This window comes from Marinifilum sp. RC60d5, assembly GCF_052400665.1.
In the GTDB taxonomy this organism is placed as follows: Bacteria; Bacteroidota; Bacteroidia; order Bacteroidales; family Marinifilaceae; genus JBQTGK01.
Window position 1 is genome coordinate 865,353 of the sequence record NZ_JBQTGK010000002.1, and the last position, 19,090, is coordinate 884,442.

At 32.8% G+C, this 19,090-nt stretch carries 20 protein-coding genes; 11 read left to right on the forward strand and 9 right to left on the reverse strand.

What is annotated here, in order from left to right; genetic code table 11:
* The first annotated feature begins 111 nt into the window (after window positions 1-111).
* Window positions 112-1,932 (forward strand): cobalt-precorrin-5B (C(1))-methyltransferase CbiD, encoded by a 1,821-nt coding sequence (gene cbiD, locus ACT3CE_RS07470; RefSeq protein ID WP_444709140.1) that lies wholly within the window; start codon window positions 112-114, stop codon window positions 1,930-1,932.
* Between the two features lie 82 nt (window positions 1,933-2,014).
* Here the strand turns inward: cbiD and mazG are convergent, their stop codons facing one another.
* From mazG to ACT3CE_RS07500, 6 genes are all read right to left on the reverse strand, one after another.
* On the reverse strand, window positions 2,015-2,791 hold the full coding sequence (gene mazG, locus ACT3CE_RS07475; RefSeq protein ID WP_444709141.1) for a nucleoside triphosphate pyrophosphohydrolase: 777 nt from the start codon (window positions 2,789-2,791) through the stop codon (window positions 2,015-2,017).
* 259 nt (window positions 2,792-3,050) lie between these two features.
* On the reverse strand, window positions 3,051-3,509 hold the full coding sequence (locus ACT3CE_RS07480; protein WP_444709142.1) for a hypothetical protein: 459 nt from the start codon (window positions 3,507-3,509) through the stop codon (window positions 3,051-3,053).
* A 10-nt stretch (window positions 3,510-3,519) separates the two neighbouring features.
* Window positions 3,520-4,152, reverse strand: coding sequence for a class I SAM-dependent methyltransferase (locus tag ACT3CE_RS07485; RefSeq protein ID WP_444709143.1), 633 nt, complete (start codon window positions 4,150-4,152; stop codon window positions 3,520-3,522).
* A 21-nt stretch (window positions 4,153-4,173) separates the two neighbouring features.
* Window positions 4,174-4,404 (reverse strand): VF530 family protein, encoded by a 231-nt coding sequence (locus ACT3CE_RS07490; protein ID WP_444709144.1) that lies wholly within the window; start codon window positions 4,402-4,404, stop codon window positions 4,174-4,176.
* A gap of 350 nt (window positions 4,405-4,754) precedes the next feature.
* Complete coding sequence (locus ACT3CE_RS07495; RefSeq protein WP_444709145.1) at window positions 4,755-6,323, reverse strand: ATP-binding protein; 1,569 nt, start codon at window positions 6,321-6,323, stop codon at window positions 4,755-4,757.
* Window positions 6,324-6,575: 252 nt separating this feature from the next.
* Window positions 6,576-6,866, reverse strand: a complete 291-nt coding sequence (locus tag ACT3CE_RS07500; RefSeq protein ID WP_444709146.1) for a putative quinol monooxygenase — start codon at window positions 6,864-6,866, stop codon at window positions 6,576-6,578.
* Between the two features lie 226 nt (window positions 6,867-7,092).
* Between ACT3CE_RS07500 and ACT3CE_RS07505 the strand changes: the two genes are divergently transcribed.
* Window positions 7,093-8,082, forward strand: a complete 990-nt coding sequence (locus tag ACT3CE_RS07505) for a PhoH family protein (RefSeq protein ID WP_444709147.1) — start codon at window positions 7,093-7,095, stop codon at window positions 8,080-8,082.
* A 296-nt stretch (window positions 8,083-8,378) separates the two neighbouring features.
* The gene (locus ACT3CE_RS07510) at window positions 8,379-9,326 is read left to right on the forward strand and encodes a phosphoribosylaminoimidazolesuccinocarboxamide synthase (RefSeq protein WP_444709148.1); all 948 of its coding nucleotides are present in this window, start codon (window positions 8,379-8,381) and stop codon (window positions 9,324-9,326) included.
* A 131-nt stretch (window positions 9,327-9,457) separates the two neighbouring features.
* Here the strand turns inward: ACT3CE_RS07510 and ACT3CE_RS07515 are convergent, their stop codons facing one another.
* Complete coding sequence (locus ACT3CE_RS07515; protein WP_444709149.1) at window positions 9,458-9,793, reverse strand: translation initiation factor; 336 nt, start codon at window positions 9,791-9,793, stop codon at window positions 9,458-9,460.
* A 165-nt stretch (window positions 9,794-9,958) separates the two neighbouring features.
* Window positions 9,959-10,057 carry a PLDc N-terminal domain-containing protein gene (locus tag ACT3CE_RS07520; protein ID WP_444709175.1) on the reverse strand — a complete coding sequence of 33 codons (99 nt, stop codon included), beginning with the start codon at window positions 10,055-10,057 and terminating at the stop codon, window positions 9,959-9,961.
* Between ACT3CE_RS07520 and ACT3CE_RS07525 the strand changes: the two genes are divergently transcribed.
* Window positions 10,011-10,166 carry a hypothetical protein gene (locus ACT3CE_RS07525; protein WP_444709176.1) on the forward strand — a complete coding sequence of 52 codons (156 nt, stop codon included), beginning with the start codon at window positions 10,011-10,013 and terminating at the stop codon, window positions 10,164-10,166. The two genes, ACT3CE_RS07520 and ACT3CE_RS07525, sit on opposite strands and share 47 nt — an antisense overlap.
* Before the next feature lie 42 nt (window positions 10,167-10,208).
* Here the strand turns inward: ACT3CE_RS07525 and ACT3CE_RS07530 are convergent, their stop codons facing one another.
* Window positions 10,209-10,544 (reverse strand): TraR/DksA family transcriptional regulator, encoded by a 336-nt coding sequence (locus tag ACT3CE_RS07530; protein WP_444709150.1) that lies wholly within the window; start codon window positions 10,542-10,544, stop codon window positions 10,209-10,211.
* Window positions 10,545-10,662: 118 nt separating this feature from the next.
* Here ACT3CE_RS07530 and ACT3CE_RS07535 point away from each other — a divergent pair, with 118 nt between their 5' ends.
* The 7 genes from ACT3CE_RS07535 (at window position 10,663) to ACT3CE_RS07565 (ending at window position 18,857) form a co-directional block, all read left to right on the forward strand.
* A complete protein-coding gene (locus ACT3CE_RS07535) occupies window positions 10,663-11,502 on the forward strand; it encodes a helix-turn-helix domain-containing protein (protein WP_444709151.1) in 840 nt (279 codons plus the stop codon).
* 241 nt (window positions 11,503-11,743) lie between these two features.
* A complete protein-coding gene (locus ACT3CE_RS07540) occupies window positions 11,744-12,895 on the forward strand; it encodes an iron-containing alcohol dehydrogenase (protein WP_444709152.1) in 1,152 nt (383 codons plus the stop codon).
* Window positions 12,896-13,198: 303 nt separating this feature from the next.
* Entirely contained in the window at window positions 13,199-14,017 is an 819-nt protein-coding gene (locus ACT3CE_RS07545) for a sulfide/dihydroorotate dehydrogenase-like FAD/NAD-binding protein (RefSeq protein WP_444709153.1), read from the forward strand.
* 92 nt (window positions 14,018-14,109) lie between these two features.
* Window positions 14,110-15,612 carry an NADPH-dependent glutamate synthase gene (gene gltA / locus ACT3CE_RS07550; RefSeq protein WP_444709154.1) on the forward strand — a complete coding sequence of 501 codons (1,503 nt, stop codon included), beginning with the start codon at window positions 14,110-14,112 and terminating at the stop codon, window positions 15,610-15,612.
* 12 nt (window positions 15,613-15,624) lie between these two features.
* A complete protein-coding gene (locus ACT3CE_RS07555; RefSeq protein ID WP_444709155.1) occupies window positions 15,625-16,086 on the forward strand; it encodes a ferritin-like domain-containing protein in 462 nt (153 codons plus the stop codon).
* 161 nt (window positions 16,087-16,247) lie between these two features.
* Window positions 16,248-16,703 carry a ferritin family protein gene (locus ACT3CE_RS07560; protein WP_444709156.1) on the forward strand — a complete coding sequence of 152 codons (456 nt, stop codon included), beginning with the start codon at window positions 16,248-16,250 and terminating at the stop codon, window positions 16,701-16,703.
* A 177-nt stretch (window positions 16,704-16,880) separates the two neighbouring features.
* Window positions 16,881-18,857, forward strand: coding sequence for a LysM peptidoglycan-binding domain-containing protein (locus tag ACT3CE_RS07565; protein ID WP_444709157.1), 1,977 nt, complete (start codon window positions 16,881-16,883; stop codon window positions 18,855-18,857).
* Window positions 18,858-19,090: the final 233 nt, after the last annotated feature.

A 19,090-nucleotide genomic window follows, 5' to 3' on the forward strand; every position in this document is an offset into this window, starting at 1 on the left:
AAGAGCAAGTTAGCTTTTAGTGAGTAGCATTTTATAACACAGGGCATTGCTCTGTGTTTAATGTAAATGGAGTAATTAGTCCTATAAAAATAGGAGTAGAATAAACTGGTGATGAAGGTATTATTATTTGGAGGAACAACAGAAGGAAAGGCTGCATCGAATTGGTTAAGTGATTTAAAAATAGAACATTTTTATTCAACAAAAACCAATTCTGGCAATTACCAGAGTAAATTTGGTATTCGTATTTGTGGAGTTATGGATACGGATAAAATTGCATTTTTTTGTAAGCAGAATAAAATTGATTTTCTTCTCGATGCTGCACATCCCTTTGCAGATGTTTTACATGCTAATATTGTTGCGGCTGCCGAAAAAATAGATTTACCTGTAGTTAGAATTGAAAGAGATACAGTTCCAAGAGTAGAAAGTGAATTTGTACATTATTGTTCCAATATAGATGATGTATTATGTCGTTTAAAAAAGACAAAAACAAAGAAAATATTGTCCTTAATGGGAGTTAAGGCTTTGCCAGATATCCATTCTAAATTGGACGGTGTTGATGTTTGGTACAGAATTCTTGATTTTTCATCATCCATAAAAATAGCAAAAAAAGCAGGTGTTGAAAATTCTAAATTGATTATTTCACCTGCTTTTGAAGGAATGGAATCGCAGGAAGCTTTGCTGTTATCCGAAGGTATTGAGGCCATGATAAGTAAAGAAAGTGGCTATTCGGGTTTGTTGGATCAGAAAATGGAATTGGCAATAAAGCATAAAATTTCTTTGTTTGTTATTTCCCGTCCTAATTTGCCCGATTATACTGCAATAGTGACCAATAGAGAAGGATTGCAGAAATTTTTAAAAGCTCAATTTGCTTTTGATCGTCAGGAGCTGGCTCCGGGTTTTACTTCAGGAAGCTGTGCTACCATATCTGCGAAAGCTGCATTGAAACTTTTGCTGGGAGAAGAAAAACAGGATGCCGAGCAAATTACCTTAGCCGACGGAGGAGTTTGTAAAATGATTTTGCACCAGAATATAAAAATAGATGATTTTGCAATTTGTTCGGTTGTTAAAAATTCGGGTGACGATCCGGATGTTACCGACGGAATGGAGATAGGTGCATGTTTAAAATGGAACAATGACAATTGTATTCGATTTGTAAAAGGAGAAGGTGTTGGTACCGTTACGCTAAAAGGGTTGGGAATTCCTTTGGGCGAGCCAGCTATTAATCCTATCCCCCGAAAAATGATAATTTTCGAATTGGAGCAAATTTTAAAAGATTATGAGATTGATAAAGGTGTAGATGTTTCTGTTTTTGTGCCTTTGGGTAAAAAATTAGGTGCCAAAACCTTTAATCCTAAACTTGGTATTATTGGAGGCATTTCAATTATTGGAACCACAGGACGAATAAAGCCTTATTCTTTAGATGCATACATGCAAAGTATTCGCAAGCAGGTAGATTTGGCTGTTGAGAACAAGCACAAACATATTGTTGTTAATTCGGGAGGGAGAAGTGAACGATACCTTAAAAGTACTTTTCCTGAATTAGACGATTTGGCATTTTTGCAGTATGGAAATTTTATTGGCGAAATGCTTAAAATTATTAATGGTTCGGGAGTACAGAAAACAACAATGGGAATTATGACGGGAAAAGCGGTTAAACTGGCTGCCGGAAATCTCGATACGCATAGCAAGAAGGTGGTTCTCGATCATAATTTTTTGCAGTCTTTGGCAAAACAATGTAATTATCCCGTTAAGGTGATAAATGCTATTGGTGAGATAAAAATGGGACGAGAACTGGAAAGTATATTTTCTTTTTCGGAAGAGGAACTGTTCTTTAAAGCATTAAAAAATAAATGTATAGATGTTTGTAGTCAGATTGTTAATGATTATGAATTTGAGCTATTGCTAATTAGTAATAAGGGAGAAATTATTTGAGATTGAATTAGTTCACTTTAATAAAAATAGAAAGTGCCTTAAAGAATATGATATCTTAAGGCACTTTTGGTATTTTATAAGTTTACTTGTCGAACTGTTTGGCTTCTTCCCAAATTTCATCCATTTCTTCAAGCTTCATATCTTTTAAACTAATTCCTTGTTTAAGTGTTTTGTTTTCCAGGTAATTAAAACGTTTTGTGAATTTTTGATTGGTGCGTTCCAAAGCATTTTCGGGATTTACTCCATATAAGCGAGCAGCATTTATTAATGAGAAAAACATATCACCAAATTCTTCTTCCATCTTTGCCTGGTCGCCTTTCTTAATCTCAGTTTCCAGTTCAAGCATTTCTTCTTTTACTTTGTCCCAAACTTGTTCTTTTTCGTCCCAATCGAAACCTACACCACGCACTTTATCCTGAATTCTGTTTGCTTTTACCATGGCAGGTAAAGAAGTAGGAACACCTTGTAAAACGGTTTTGTTCCCATTTTTTTCTTTCAGCTTTAATTGTTCCCAATTTTCTTCCACCTCTTTTGCACTACTAACTTTTGTATCACTAAAAATATGTGGGTGCCGGTAAATAAGCTTTTCACTGATACCATCGCAAACATCAGCAATATCAAAATCTTTGGTTTCTGAACCAATTTTTGCATAAAAAACTATGTGGAGAAGAATATCGCCTAACTCTTTTTTTATTTCTTCTTTTTCGCCTTTTAAAATAGAATCGGCTAATTCGTAGGTTTCTTCTATGGTTAAGGTGCGTAAACTTTCGAAAGTCTGTTTTTTATCCCAGGGACAGCCCTCGCGAAGTTGATCCATTATATCCAGTAAGCGCTCAAAGGCTTTTAGTTTTCTGTCCATTTTTCTACTATTTTAAAATCAGTAAGATACAATACTGATTGATATTTAAAGATTACTATTGACCTAGTGTTTTATGGGTTTTTTAATAATTCATCATTGTAAATATGAATCGGTATTATGCTTTTGATAGAATTCAAAATCAAATTTACAAAACAATTCGAGAGTTTAAATATTTATTCAGATTAAGATAAAAGAAGAAATTTGATAATAGGATTAGAACAGTTTTTGAGAAATTAGCAAATGTTTAAAATGTATTTGTTTATAAACTTTTTGGAAATTTTAGGGGAATGTTAAGATTCGAAGCAATTTCCTTTGCGCTAGCACTAATAAATTCTTCACTACCACTCATTAATTCTAATTTTTTATTAGGCATTAAGAGAATAATTTTAAAGCTTATGTTGGTTTCACTTCTATTTATTGAAAGAACAGCCATACTTGCACCTTCCTGCACTCTTATAATCTGAATGCTTTTAATTTGAGCAATGCTTACCCACTTTCCCATTTTAAGGCCAAAAAAACCGGTGTATTTTTTTATTTGTTTTTGCTGGCTATCGATCATTACTCCTAACCTAATAAAAAGAAAAGGAATGGCTAATAATAAAAAAATAAGTCCAAAATAATCAGAATTATATATGCTTATTATTCCTATAATGATAAAGGTAAAACCTAGCATAAAAAAATTAGGGGGTAATTTTCCTGTGGTATATTTTAAAAGCATGTATAAACTGTTAGTTGGAAAAAATAATTAATCTGTTGTGAATTTCCAGCTTTGAAAAACCAATATTTTCTCTAATCCAATTCAAGGTATTCTTTTTGTAAATAAACACATGAGTAGGATCATTTTTATAATACCATTTTTCAAAATCAATGCTTTCATCATAAATATGAGTCATGCAGTAGAGTTTTCCTGCAGGTTTTAGCAGTTTTTTAAGTAGTGCAAATTCCTTTTTAGGATGGAAAAAATGTTCCATAACCTCGCAACAGGCAATATAATCGTAGTTTTCGTTTAGCAATTCAGGATAGTTGTGAAAATACGGATCATATTGTTTTATACTGAACTTGTTATCGTTTAGTATTTTTGAAATTACCGGACCTGTTCCGGCTCCAAAATCGAGTCCTTGATGTTTTCTTGTAAACTCTTTTAGAATTGCTTGTGTTATCGGAGAAACAAATTGTTGGTAGCCCTTGTCTTCAACATTATTTTCGTGTTTTGCATAGTGTGCATATTCTTTTTTTGCATCGGGGAGCAAATTTTTGTCAGCAAATATGGCCGAACAATTTTTACATTGATAAAAAAGTTGACGTGGGTTTTTATGAAATGGTTCTCCTAATCCAGAACAAAGGGGGCAAAGTTCAGACATGTAGCTGGTTTTATGTTATTTTTAATATTTACTTATAATTTTGAGATACAAACTCTCAACTTCCTCTCTGGCCCAGGGAGTACGTCTTAAAAATTTCAGGCTAGATTTTACAGATGGATCTTTTATAAAACAGTTAATTCTAATGATCTTTCCAAGTTCTTCCCAACCGTAATATCCCTCCAGAAATTCAACGATTTCGGCTAATTTAATGCCATGCAAGGGATTGTTGTTTTGTGTTGATTTTGTATTCATTATCAAATAGCAGTAGAATGTAAGTTGTAAATTAGAATTAATAATTCATATTACTTTATATGGTATGTGTAAGCAATATCTTGATATTAATCTGCTAAGATAGTTAATACATCTGTATTAGCGACTTTAATTCGTTTTCATCTAGTTTCTATGGTAGTTTGGCAAGTACAAACTTATTTTTTAGAATGATTAGTTTATCTGACTGATAACTATGCCTTAAGGCTTTATGGTTAGCGGTAGATAATTACTATGATCTTTTTTGTATGCCAACGACCTTTATATATTTCTTTTGTAATATATAAATTCATCTATTAAGAATCTTATTTTACATGTTGTCACTTAAATCCTTCTTAGTTATGATTTATATTGTTGTTAGGATTGGTATATTCCATTATTAAATTTTGTTTCTTATAAGGAAGTGTAAAATAGAATTTACTGCCCATATTTATTTCAGAAGCCACATTTATTTCACCATTAAGTTTATTAATTAGTCCTTTTACAATGGATAAACCAAGTCCTGTTCCGCCATATAAACGTGAACTCGATTGTTCAACCTGAGCAAATCTATCGAATATAGAATTTAATTTTTCAGGAGGAATACCAATTCCAGTATCTTTTACCGAAAAGGTAATAAATCTTGGATTGTCTATTTTCATGCCTATTTCAATTTTTCCCTCGTGTGTGAATTTAAACGCATTACCAACTAAATTAGTGAAGATTTGCTTTAATTTTCCTTTGTCGGTATATAAAATTAGGTCCTCAGTAATAGTTGGAATTACCAGTTTAATATGCGATTTTTCATTTCTTTTTTGAATTTCGTGGAATAGCGGCAATAGTTCCGAAAATAAGGTTTTTAGATTAAGTGGTTCTATGTTTACACTCAGATTTTTAGATTCTATTTTTGAGATATCTAGTAAATCGTTAATAATAAACATGAGATCGTTTCCACGTTGGGTAATTATTTTTGTATATTCTGTTAATTTAGATTTATTATCGAATTCATCAAGAAGAAGAGAAGAGAAACCAAGAATGGCATTCATGGGAGTTCGTATTTCATGACTCATATTTTGAATGAATATTGTTTTTAATCGATCGCTCTCGATGGCTTTTTCATTGGCCCATATTAGTTTTTTGTTCTGTTCCTTTAATTTTTCTTCATTTTCTTTAGCTTTTATTCTTGATGCATCTCTTTGTCTCACAACTTTTATAATGCGTCGGTAGGATAGTGCTCCAACTATAAAGGTTAATAGAAAAATAATTAGATGGTTAAAAATTATACTCTTAATTTTAGCTCTTAAGATTGGCTTGTATTTATCCATTGGAATAGATATACTAATGCCACCTTTAATATCGTTTACTTTATAGCCTTGGTTTGCATGACATTTTAAACAGTGATTCTCAACTCTCATGGGTTTTATGTAACGCAAATATTCCTTACCGTTTATTAGTTCTGTAGAGTAGTATTCTTCTTCAGTTCCTGTTGTAAATAATTTAAGAGCTTTTTCTTCCCATTCGTCAGCCTTATTTTCTGGATGTAAAGGTGAAGTATTACAAATATGCCCAAATTGTCCATCTTTTTTATTACTCATTTGAAAAACTAACCTGTGCATATAGGCAGGATTTATCAATGTAAGTTTTTTTCCTGTTGTGGTAGTAATATCTCTGTCTGGAAGAAAATTAAGATAAGGATTGGCAATTGTAGAATCGGTTATTGGAACATAAACACCTCCATGCGTAGCAGTCCACCTTCTAAAGGTAAGATCTTTGTTAAAGTTCCCTTCTGCTTCTACTTTTGCTAATTCGTAAGTTGATAGATTTTCGCCATGTATATTCCAAATTAAAGAAGCAATAAATAATATGGTAAAGCCTATTACAACCGATATAAAAAACTGTTTAAAATAACTTACTTCTCTATTCATGGATGGCAGATTTCTTGAATTAATGGATCTGTTTAAAGAGATCTATTAATTATTAACAAAATAATTTAATGAACGTGAATTTACGAATTATATAATTAAATGTTATGATTTATTTAAGATTATTTTGTGAATCAATTAACTAAATATTGTTGTTGGTTTTTAGTGTATTAGAGTCTTGTTAATTCAAATTGATCTATTGTTTTATATTCTAAATAGCGGATTTTTAGTAGCATAACGAATATGAATAAGCTGCTAGTTGTTAGTTTTTGATAAACTCCATGCTTCAGGTTTATTTTTAAACCATTGCTTTACCTGTTCCCAGTTTCTACGAAAAAAATCCGATTTACGGTATTTATTTAATGCCGATTCCGATTCCCAGTGGCTTTGTGTAAAAAAGATACTGGGATTTGAAATATCCTGCATAACTTCAAGGTACGAACAACCTTTAAAAGCTAAAATATCGGGTTTTTCGTGTTTTGTGAGTTCTTTAAAATTATGAATGTGCTTGGCTTGTATTTCAAGTTTTACAAATCTTATTATCATTTGTTTTTATAAATTGGTTTATATTATCGCAAAGGTGGTTGTAATTGTTCATACCTTAATAATCGCATTTGTGAACATCTGCGCTTATACAGTAAAGAGAAGTAAATTGTTTTGTATAATGATATGTTTAGAGTAAAAAAATAAATTTTCCTTTTTTGTGTAAGTGCCAAATCAGAATTAATAAGTAATTTGGAGGCTAAAATATAACGAATACTGATCTAATTATATGATAGAAAAGAGCATATCTTTAGGGGTGATAGATCCTCTTGAATTTTATGGAATTAATAACGCAAAATTGGAAGCAATAAAGGAAATGTTTCCAAAATTAAATATTGTAGGACGCGGCAGTGAAATAATAGCTAGTGGAGAGAAGAGTACATTGGATTTGTTCGAACAGAAAATAAATTTATTGATTCAACATTATAATCAGTACAATGTTTTAACAATTGCCAATATAAAACGAATTTTTCTCGAAAACGCAAGCGGAATACAAAATCCCGATGATCCGGAAAGTGTAATTATTTTTGGTAATAACGGAAAAATAATTCGTTCGCGAACTGCTAATCAGCGAAAGCTGGTGGAAAAATCGGCTAAAAATGATATGGTTTTTGCAGTTGGTCCGGCTGGATCAGGAAAAACATATACTGCCATAGCACTTGCCGTTAAAGCCTTGCGGAATCAGGAGGTGAAGAAAATTATTTTAAGCCGTCCGGCTGTTGAAGCAGGCGAAAATCTTGGTTTTTTACCCGGCGATTTAAAAGAGAAAATAGACCCGTATTTACAACCCTTGTACGATGCGCTTTTGGATATGATTCCTCCGCGAAAGTTAGCCGATTATTTAGAAGCTGAAGTGATTCAAATTGCCCCTTTGGCCTATATGCGGGGGAGAACCTTAAACGATGCTTTTGTAATTTTAGATGAAGCTCAGAACACTACAACCAAACAGTTAAAAATGTTTTTAACAAGAATGGGTACCAGTGGTAAGTTTATGATTACGGGTGATATTACTCAGATTGATTTGCCTAGAAAACAGCATTCTGGTTTGGTGCAGGCTTTTCGCATCTTAAGAAAAATTAAGGGAATAGCAATGGTAGAATTCGATAGTTCGGATATTATTCGTCACCGATTAGTAAAAGAAATTGTTGCTGCCTACGAAATTGAAGATGAGAGGGAAGAAGCAAGACATATTAAAAAGAGGGAAGAGAGTAAGAAATAAGCAAGGAACTGTGATCTGTAAATAATGACCTGTAATAAAGACCAGAGCTTTATTTGGTGCAAAAATATCTGTGTTTTTATACTTGATATCCGAAGCTAAACAGCAGAGAATTATTATTGGAATTTAAAGCTTATGTTTTAAGATTTAGATTTTATGTCACAAATTAGATACAGGTTCTTTTTTACAATTCCAGTTTTCTATATCTTCGCAATTAATTAAGAATATTTAATGGCTGGCTGCTGATAGCATTTGGCTTATAATAAACCATTTTATAAATTATCAGAATTTTTGGGACAATGAAAGAAGCAATTGTAAAAACAGATTTTAATTTTCCGAATCAAAAGAATGTTTACAAAGGTAAGGTAAGAGACGTTTATAATATTAACGATGAGTATCTTGCAATGGTTGTGTCGGATCGTATTTCGGCATTCGATGTTGTTTTGCCTGAGGGAATTCCATTTAAAGGACAGGTGCTAAATCAAATTGCAACTCGTTTTTTAGATGCTACCGCCGATATTGTTCCTAACTGGAAAATTGCAACTCCAGATCCAATGGTAACAGTGGGGCATTTAGCTGAGCCTTTTATGGTTGAAATGGTGATTCGTGGCTACCTAACTGGTCATGCTTGGAGAGAGTATAAGGCTGGTAAAAGAATGCTTTGTGGTGTTCCAATGCCCGAGGGAATGAAAGAAAATCAGAAGTTTGAGGAGCCTATTATTACCCCAACCACTAAAGCAATGGAAGGCCATGATGAGGATATCTCGAAAGAAGAAATTTTAAAGCAGGGGATTGTAACAAAGGAAGATTACGAAGCTCTTGAAAAGTATACTCAGGCCTTATTTGCCAGAGGAACAGAAATTGCAGCTGAAAAAGGTTTGATTTTAGTTGATACGAAATATGAGTTCGGAAAGAAAGATGGAAAGATCTATTTGATTGATGAAATTCATACTCCTGATTCATCTCGTTATTTTTATTCTAAAGGATATGAAGAGCGCCTGGCAAACAACGAGCAACAAAAGCAATTGTCGAAAGAATTTGTTCGCGAGTGGTTAATGGAAAATGGTTTTCAGGGAAAAGAAGGTCAGGAGATTCCGGAAATGGATGAGGCCAGAGTTAACCAAATTTCAGAGCGCTATATTGAATTGTATGAGCAAATTATTGGTGAAAAATTCGAAAGAGCCGAGGCTACAAGTGTAAAAGCAAGAATCGAGAAGAATATTGCATCTTGCTTAGATACATTATAAGATAAATACTATTATATCCCTAAAAAGGGATAAAAAGAAAAAAATAAAACCGAAATCCGTAATGGGTTTCGGTTTTTTTATAAGCTATTATTAGTGAAGAAACATTACTGAGTGTTTCTTTATTTTTATTATCATCCACCTACACGCTTAACTTTATAGCCATCTGCTTTTAGCATGTCCATAATTTTATCACGATGATCGCCCTGAATAAGAATTTCTCCATCTTTAGCAGATCCACCGCCACCGCATTTGGTTTTTAGTTTTTTGCCCAATTCTTTTAAATCGTCCGAACTGCCTTTAAATCCTTCAATTAAAGTCACAACTTTTCCTTTTCTCTGCTTTTTATCTAAAAGAACTCTTAAAGTTTGCTGATTGTTAGGAATCGATTCTTGTTCCTGCTCTTCGTCGTATTCGTAATTGTAATTGGGATTCGTTGAGTAAACGATATTTTTTTTCTTTTTAGCCATGACTAAAGGATAAAGTTTAAAGTAATAAGTTTATAATGTATGAAAGTTTCAAGCTCCAAGTCTCAAGTTTCAGGTAAAAACTCCGAATCCTAAAATCGAAATGAAAAAGCTTGCAATAAGCTAATGAACTTTCAAGCAGTTTGTAGCTGTTAACTGCAAAGATACCTAAATTCTTTTTCTGTGTTTAATGCGATCGTAAAAATAGATAATGGAACCAATGAATGGTATAAAGGCCACTAATAAAATCCAAATTAGCTTATCTATTGCTAATAATTTCCGTTTTAATATGTCTACAATTGCAATTACAGGAAGTATAATTGCTACTATTTTTGTTAGCAGCCAAATATCAAATATTATTGAGAGTATCATGTAAATTGTTTTCGTGCTTACTAATTTGCAAAATTAAAAGAATTCTTTATTTACTGGCACATCGTACACATTTCCTGCTTTCGGGCATTATCATTATTCTGCCAATAGGTATTTGGGCTCCACATTTAATGCATTTCCCAAAATCAGGATTATTTATATTTTTAAGAGCTTCCTTTAAAGCAGATAACTGACTTTGTTTTTTGCGAAGGGCAGCTTCATTTATACTTTTATTATTAATAGCATCCATTCGGCTAACTCTACCAATGGCACAATCGGGCGAAATAGGTTGAGTTAAATCTTTTAAGGTGATAATTTCAGTCTCCAGTTTATCAATTTTTTCTTTTATCTGATTTTCAATATTTAATTTTTCGTCTTGTATCATTTTATGTTTATTGATTTTGGTCTTACCAAAGATAATAGAAAATCAATATGATTAGTAATTGTATGATTAAAGGGAAATGAATTAGTTTTGCAGATAATAAGATTAATTAGTTTACGAAATGTCGATAGAAAACATACCCGAAATATTCCTTAGCAAAGACGAAAGCGTACAAGATTTAATTGTTTACGACTTTAAGATGACTAGTGATGTTGTAAAAAGTAAGGTAAACCTGAGTATGAACATGTTTAGCTTTTTGCAGGTAGGTAAAAAACAGGTACACTTTGCTGATGCTGCGGTAATGGTGAACAGGGAACAGTCTTTGCTAATCCGTAAAGGGAATTGGCTATGGACTGAATTGCTTGATAATGATGATATTTATTACTGTAAGCTCTTATTTTTTTCGGAAGACAGATTAAAAGTTTTTCTTGCCAAGCACACTAAAAAGGAAGAATGCTTGAAAGATGAAGATCCTTTTTTCGTTATTGAGAACGATTTCTATATTGCTTCATACTTGGATACTTTATCGAAAATGAGTCTTATGTCTTCCGATTTTAATGCGGAAATGCTATCGCTAAAGTTCGACGAGATCATGTTTTACTTGCTTACCAAATATGGTCAGAAATTTAAATTGTATTTGTATTCTTTAATTTCGAAAGAAAATTCTCCTTTTAAAAAGATCATTGAGAGAAATGTATATTCTAACCTAAAGTTGGAAGAAATCGCTTTTTTATGCAATATGAGTTTATCTACCTTTAAGCGCAATTTCATTGCAGAATATCAAGTTTCTCCGGGAAAATGGTTGCAAGATAAGCGTTTGCAGCGTGCGAAGGAGGTCTTAGAAAGTGAAGATTTAAAGGCTTCAGATATCTATATTGATTTTGGATATAGTAACCTTTCAAATTTTAGCATTGCCTTTAAAAATAAATTTGGAATCAGTCCAACTGATATTTCGAAATAGGATATATGAAGCAAAATATCTCTATTTTATAATCTTTAGCTCAAGGTGTCACTTCAAGTAAAATCATTAAAATTTAAATTTGACCTTTTTTAATAAACGAATGAACTTTTTCAGTAAGCATACTGATTGAGGCTTGCCCTACTTTTGTCAGCGTAATCATTAACAAATGTTCTGTATTGAAAATAGCATTCATAAGAACTTTTGTTACCGCTTGATAAAACCAAATATTAAAATAAAAGTTATGGCAAAATTTGTTGTCCCAAAAGACGTTTTTCACGGACTAGGAAGTCTAGAAAATTTAAAAGGATTAAAAGGAACAAAAGCAGTTATCGTAATTGGTGGTAATTCTGTAAAAGCAAACGGTTCTCTGGAGAGAACTGAGAACTATTTGAAAGAAGCTGGTATCTCTTCAGTTGTATTTTCCGGTGTTGAAGCTGATCCATCAATAGAGACTGTTATGAAAGGAGCAGCGTTTTTTACTCAAGAGCAACCTGATGTTATTCTTGGTTTAGGTGGTTGTTCGGCTATCGATGCAGCAAAAGCAATGTGGATATTTTACGAGTATCCAGATTCAACATTAGAGGAATTAGCAGCACCATTTGCAGTTAAAGCAATGCGTAACAAGGCTTATTTTGTGGCAATTCCTTCTACTAGTGGTACAGGTACCGAAATTACAGGTCTTTCTGTTATTACTGATAGAGAAAAAGGAACTAAATATCCAATTGTTTCTCACGAGTTAACTCCTGATGTGGCGATTATTGATGGGGAGCTTTGTGAAAGTATGCCAGCACATGTAACTGCTAACACAGGATTGGATGCCTTAAGTCATGGTGTTGAAGCTTATGTTTCAAATATCGCCGATCGTTACAATGATTCATTGGCTAAAGGTTCTATCGATTTGGTATTTAAAAATCTGACTACCGCTCATACGGAGCCAAATAATAAGGAAGCTCGTCAGGCAATGCACGATGCTTCATGTATGGCAGGCATGGCTTTTACCAACGTATGGTTAGGTATTGTTCATTCTATGTCTCATCAAATTGGCGGTACTTTTGGTATTCCTCACGGATGTGGTAACGCGATTTTGATGCCAAACGTAACACGTTTTAACTCAAAAGTAACTGAAAAGTATAATGACTTGGCCGAACTATTTGGGAAATCAACAGCAGAAGATTTTGCGCAAGAAATTGAAGCCTTACGTGCATCAGTAGGTGTTGTAGGTTCTATAAAAGAGTATGGAATCAGTCAAGCAGATTGGGATGCGAAATTGGATATTCTTACGCAGAATGCGATGGATGATCCATGTACACTGTTTAATCCAAGAAAGCCAAAGTTTGAAGAGATCAAAGCGATTTATCAAGCATGCTATGAAGGAAAAAATATTAGCATCTAAAAAATTAATTAGTATTGATAGTAAAGAGGGGTTATTTAGCTCCTCTTTTATTTTTAGAATTATTTTCAAAACGTATGCATTGTTATTATAGTCAATGTTTTTCGAGATAAGAGATTGTTTATTTAGATTCATCCTAAAGTAATTTACACCCTTAATTTATAAGTAAACTGCTAGGCTGATACCACACTTCTTTATACTTTTGAATAATAATTAATTGCTGTGTGCGAAGTGTTAAAACAATTGTTTATAACTAAACCATACGGTTATTTAGCATTTTTTTCATTCATTTATTTAAAAAGAGTAATGAACAGGATAGTTGAAAAAGAGAATTTTTCAGAAAAAGTAGTAAAAATTGTAGTTGAAGCTCCTTTAATTGCAAAATCCCGCAAGCCTGGAAATTTCATAATTCTGCGAGTTGGCGAAAAAGGAGAACGTATTCCTTTAACTATTGCTGGTGCAGATATCGAAAAAGGTACTATTACCATTATTGTTCAAAAAATGGGAGTATCATCTACTAAGCTTTGCAAGCTCGAAGTTGGCGATTATATTACCGATTTAGTTGGGCCTTTAGGAAAACCAACCGATATTCATAAAGTAGGTACTGTTCTATGTTGTGGCGGTGGTGTTGGTGTTGCACCTTTACTTCCTATTGTCGAAGGTTATAAAAAAGCAGGAAATCGTGTAATTACGGTTTTGGCGGCTCGTAATAAAGATTTATTGATTCTAGAAGACGAAATGCGTAAGCATTCTGATGAATTAATTATCATGACTGATGATGGATCGTACGGAAAAAAAGGTTTAGTAACCGAAGGTATGGAAGAAGTAATCAAGCGTGAAAAAATTGATGAATGTATCACAATTGGTCCTGCCATTATGATGAAATTTTGCTCTTTGCTTACTAAAAAGTATGAAATTCCAACCATGGCAAGTTTAAATAGTATTATGGTTGATGGTACTGGTATGTGTGGTGCATGTAGGGTTACTGTAGATGGTAAAACCAAATTTACTTGCGTTGATGGTCCTGAATTTGATGCTCACAAAATTGATTTCGATGAAATGATGTCGAGATTAGGAGGGTACAAAGCAGAAGAACAAGATAAAATGGATCATTTTCACGAATAATTTGTGAGAGATAATTGATATTTGAATAATTAAGAAAGTATTTTACAGTTCTAAATTCTCATATCTCATATCTAATATCTAATAAAAAGACAATGGAAAGGTCTGAAGAATATATAAAAAACGAGCGTAAAAAAGAGTGGAGAGTCGAACTCCAAAAAAAGACAAAAGCGAAAGATCGCATGGCGATCGAAAGAGTTGAGATGACAGAAACAGCTCCTGAAGAGCGAATCACATCGCAACGAATTGAGGTAAATGCTGGATTAACAAAAGAGCAGGCTCTTCTTGAAGCTACTCGTTGTATGGATTGTGTAAATCCTACTTGTATGGAAGGATGCCCGGTTAGTATTAATATTCCTAAATTTATTAAGAATATTGAGCGAGGCCATATCCTGGAAGCAGCTTCAGTTTTGAAAGAAACCAGTGCTTTGCCAGCTGTATGCGGACGTGTTTGTCCTCAGGAATTGCAGTGTGAGAAACATTGTTTTTATGTTGAGAAGTTGAATCAACCAGCTATTGCAATTGGTCATTTAGAGCGTTTTGCTGCCGATTATGAAAGAGAATCAGGAACCATTTCAGTACCTGAATGTGCAGAAGCTAATGGTGTAAAAGTTGCAGTTATTGGTTCGGGGCCTTCGGGATTATCTTTTGCTGGTGATATGGCAAAATCGGGATATGATGTTACTGTTTTTGAGGCACTGCACGAAATTGGAGGTGTTTTAAAATATGGAATTCCTGAATTTCGTTTGCCAAATACGGTGGTAGATGTCGAAATAAATAACCTTCGTCAGATGGGAGTGAAGTTTGTTACCAACTTTATAGTAGGGCAAACAGCATCTTTAGATGATTTAAAAAAAGAAGGATACAAAGCATTTTATGTAGGATCTGGTGCCGGATTGCCACGTTTTATGAATATTCCAGGTGAAAATGCCAATGGTATTTTATCATCAAATGAGTACCTTACTCGTGTGAATTTGATGGGTGCCGATGCTGAAGATTCTGATACACCTGTTCTTAGAGGTAAAAATGTTGTTGTTGTTGGTGGTGGAAATACTGCTATGGACTCGGTTCGTACAGCAAAACGTTTGGGTGCCGAAAGAGCAATGATTGTATATCGTCGTTCCGAAGAAGAAATGCCTGCTCGTTTAGAGGAAGTTCATCATGCTAAACAAGAAGGAATAGAGTTTCTTACACTAACAAATCCTATTGAATATATTGCCGACGAAAATGGTCGTGTAAAGCAAGTTAAAGTTCAAAAAATGGAATTAGGTGAACCTGATGCTTCTGGCAGAAGAAGACCAATTCCAATGGAAGGGGCGGAATATGTTATCGATGCTACCGTTGTTGTTGTAGCGGTAGGAGTATCGCCAAATCCTTTAATTCCAAATTCAGTTGAAGGTTTAGAAGTTTCTAAATGGGGTACAATTGAGGTTGTAAAAGATAAAATGCAATCTTCAATTCCTGAACTTTTTGCTGGTGGTGACATTGTTCGCGGTGGTGCAACTGTAATTCTAGCTATGGGTGATGGTCGTAAAGCTGCGGCTAACATGAATATTTATTTGAAAGAGAAGTATTTGTCTCAAAAAGTAGAACATTAAAATTGATAAGCTATGAGTAAAGAATTTAATTCTATAGACGATATTTTAGATTTTGCGATTAATGAAGAGCAAATTGCAGCCGATTTTTATACCGCATTGGCATCAAAAATGAAGCATCAGGAGATGAAAGATACGTTTGAGCAATATGCGATAGAAGAACTTGGTCATCGTGCCAAGTTGGAAGCTATTAAAAATGGTAAACAATATCAGCTTTCCGAGAAAAAAATTGCTGATTTAAAAATTGGTGATTATTTGGTGGATGTTGATACTGAAAAAACAAAAATTACCTATCAGGAGGCACTTACCATTGCAATGAAAAAAGAAAAAGCAGCTTTTAAATTGTATATGGATTTGGCTGCAGCTTCAAATGATACTGCATCAAAAGACTTATTCTTGATGTTGGCTCAGGAGGAAGCAAAACATAAATTGAGATTCGAAGTTGAGTACGATAGTAATATCTTAACCGAAAATTAAATTTTAACAGATATAATGAAAAGCCGTAGCATTCGCTGCGGCTTTTTTTATGCACTCATATTTTCTTTGTCTTATCCGTTGATATTTCGTAACTTATTGATCAGATATTACTTAAATTTAAATGGAATGATAAATAACTTTAAATATTAAAAAAACAAAAAATGAAAATTTTTAGAACTTTTGAAGAAATTATCGATTATGCTATTGATAAGGAAATGACAGAGATTGAGTTTTATTCTGACCTTTCGGAAAAAATGGACAGAAAAAATGTGCGGAGACTTTTCCATAATATTGCTCTTGAAAAAACAGCTAGGATGTTGCGTTTAGAAAAAATGAAAGATCTAAAAGTGGAGTTTAATCCAGAGGATATTCAGGATATGAAAATTGCAGGATCGCTCGAGAATGTTGATCATAGAAATTCAGACTTGTCATATCAGCAAGCTCTTATTTTGGCAATGAAAAAGGAGAAAATAAAGTTTAAGTTTTATATGGATATGTCTGAATGTGCTATAAACGAAGAGTGTAAGCAAACATTTTTATCTTTAGCGAATGAAGAAGCAAGACAAAAACTGAAATTTGAAATTGAATATGATGAATTCGTATTAGTAGAAAACTAAGTGTATTTTTTATAAAAAAGCATAATAAAAATCGAAGAGGTATTTTATTTCTTCGATTTTGTTTTTTATAGAAGAATAAATGGTTCAATTCTTGTACATATTTTGTTTTCCAAGCTTACTTTAGTATTTTTGTTGTCGATTTTAATTAAGTATAAACGATTGAAAAACAAATATTTAATGAATTGTTTTTTTCGAAGTATCCTCTTTGTTAGTCTTTTATTCGGGACTATTAATATTGCTTTTACGCAGAGTTCTGTTGTAGAAATATCTAAAAATAAGGTAGTTGTTAGTGGTAAAACTTATCTTTTGCATATTGTAAAAGAAAAACAAACCTTATTTTCAATTTCTAAAGCCTATGGTGTAAGCCTTTCTGTTTTAATGAAAGAAAACCGAAAAACTCAGGCTACAGTTAATTTTAACGAAGTTCTTAGAATCCCTTTCGAAGGTAGATCTGTAAGTGCACCTATTTTGGTAAAAAAAGAAGATGCTAAGTATATATACCATATTGTGAAAGAGGGAGAAACACTGTTTTCTTTATCTAGAAAATATCATCTTACAATTGATGATTTAAAAGCAGAGAATAAAGGAGTAGAACAAAGTCTACCTCTTAATAGTGTGCTTAAAATTCCCAAATATAAAAAGGAACAAACAGTAGAAGTACAGAATGTTCCAAAGCACGATAAAAAATATTACTACTATGTAATTAAGTCTGGAGATACACAATATTCCATAGCTAAGGAGTTTCTAATGAAGCAGAAAAAGCTTCGAAAATTTAATCCTAAGATTAAAGGTAAGGTTCTAAAAGTTGGCGATTGGGTAAAAATTCCACGATATTTAGTGCCACCAGAATATTTTGTGGTAAAAGAACTTCCCAGGGATACAATTAAGGAAGAATTTATAACACTTGATTCAGTTGTAGAGAGTGTTGAAGAAGTTCAGGTAATACAAAAGAAAATTACAATAGGTTTGTTTTTACCTCTTTATTTGGAAACTAATGATACAATTAATCAAACAGTTAGTTACATAGATACATTAAAAATAATAACTGAACGTAATCCAAGAGTTATTTATAGAAAATCAAGAGAGTTTATCCGTTTTTATCAGGGAGTTTTAATGGCTGTTGATTCTTTAAGAAAAGAAGGCTTATCTGTTGATTTACATTTGTTTGATACAGAAAAAAATCCAACGAAAGTGAAAAGACTTGTTGCTAAAAACCAATTTGTTAAATTCGATTTTCTAATTGGGCCAGTCTATCAAAATACCTTTGCTGTTGTTGCCGAATTTGCTAAGCAAAAAGGAATTCCTATTGTTTCTCCATTATCAGGGAAAAATCCCGAAATTAATAGCAATCCGTATGTTATTCAGTTAAATACTTCTTTAGCATCGGTGTGCAGACAAATTTCAGAATACGTATGCGAGGATTTTGAGCTGAAAAACGTAATTGTTGTACATCCCGAAAGATATAAACACTTAAATGAGTATAAGCTGATAAAAGATATAGAGCATAATTTGTTCGAAAAAGGATTGTATTGGAATACTGATCAGTTAAACTATAAAAAAATAAGTTTCGAGGAATATGGTTTGTTTGGGATAGAAGCACTAATGAGCGATACTTGTGAAAACATAGTGGTTTTACCTTCTAACGATCAGCCTTTGGTCGAAAATATAATTACCAATTTAAATGTACTAAGTCAGCGTTTTGCCATTCGCTTAATAGGATTTTCGAAATGGCAACGTTATAATAGTTTAGAGTCTGAGTTGTTTTATAATTTAAACTTTTCCCTTTTCAGTCCTTATTATATCGATTATAAAGAGGAAAAGTCGTTAAATTTTGTTGATGAATTTAGAGAACGTTTCCGTTGTGAACCTAGCGATTTTAGTTTTAGAGGCTATGATATGTGCAGATTCTTTGCCTTGGCAACAAGTAAATATGGAACGGAATTTCCTCATAAAATGAATAATCTTGACATAGATTTATTACAATCTACCTATCTCTTTAAAAGAATAACCGCTTTTGGAGGTTTCGAAAATAGAGGTGTTCATCTAATTAATTACTCCAGAGATTTTAAAATTAGACATCATGCGGTCGAGAATAGCAATAAAGAAGATATTCCTGAGGAAGTTGATCTTTTGAACAAATCATTTGAATATTAAATATTTTAGCCGGCTTTTCAGTCGGCTTTTTTTGTCCATTATCGGATAAATCATCCATAATAGGAGGTATTTTGTTTAAGTATTATAAACATTAGCTTATAGATTGATTTTAAGTACAATAAATTATAATTATCCATTTTCGTAGAGATGTATTGTATTTTATGTTTTTGTTAAAATTCATTCAGACAGTAGTATAGGGAGTTTGGTATGTGCTTTGGTTGAATAAACCTGTT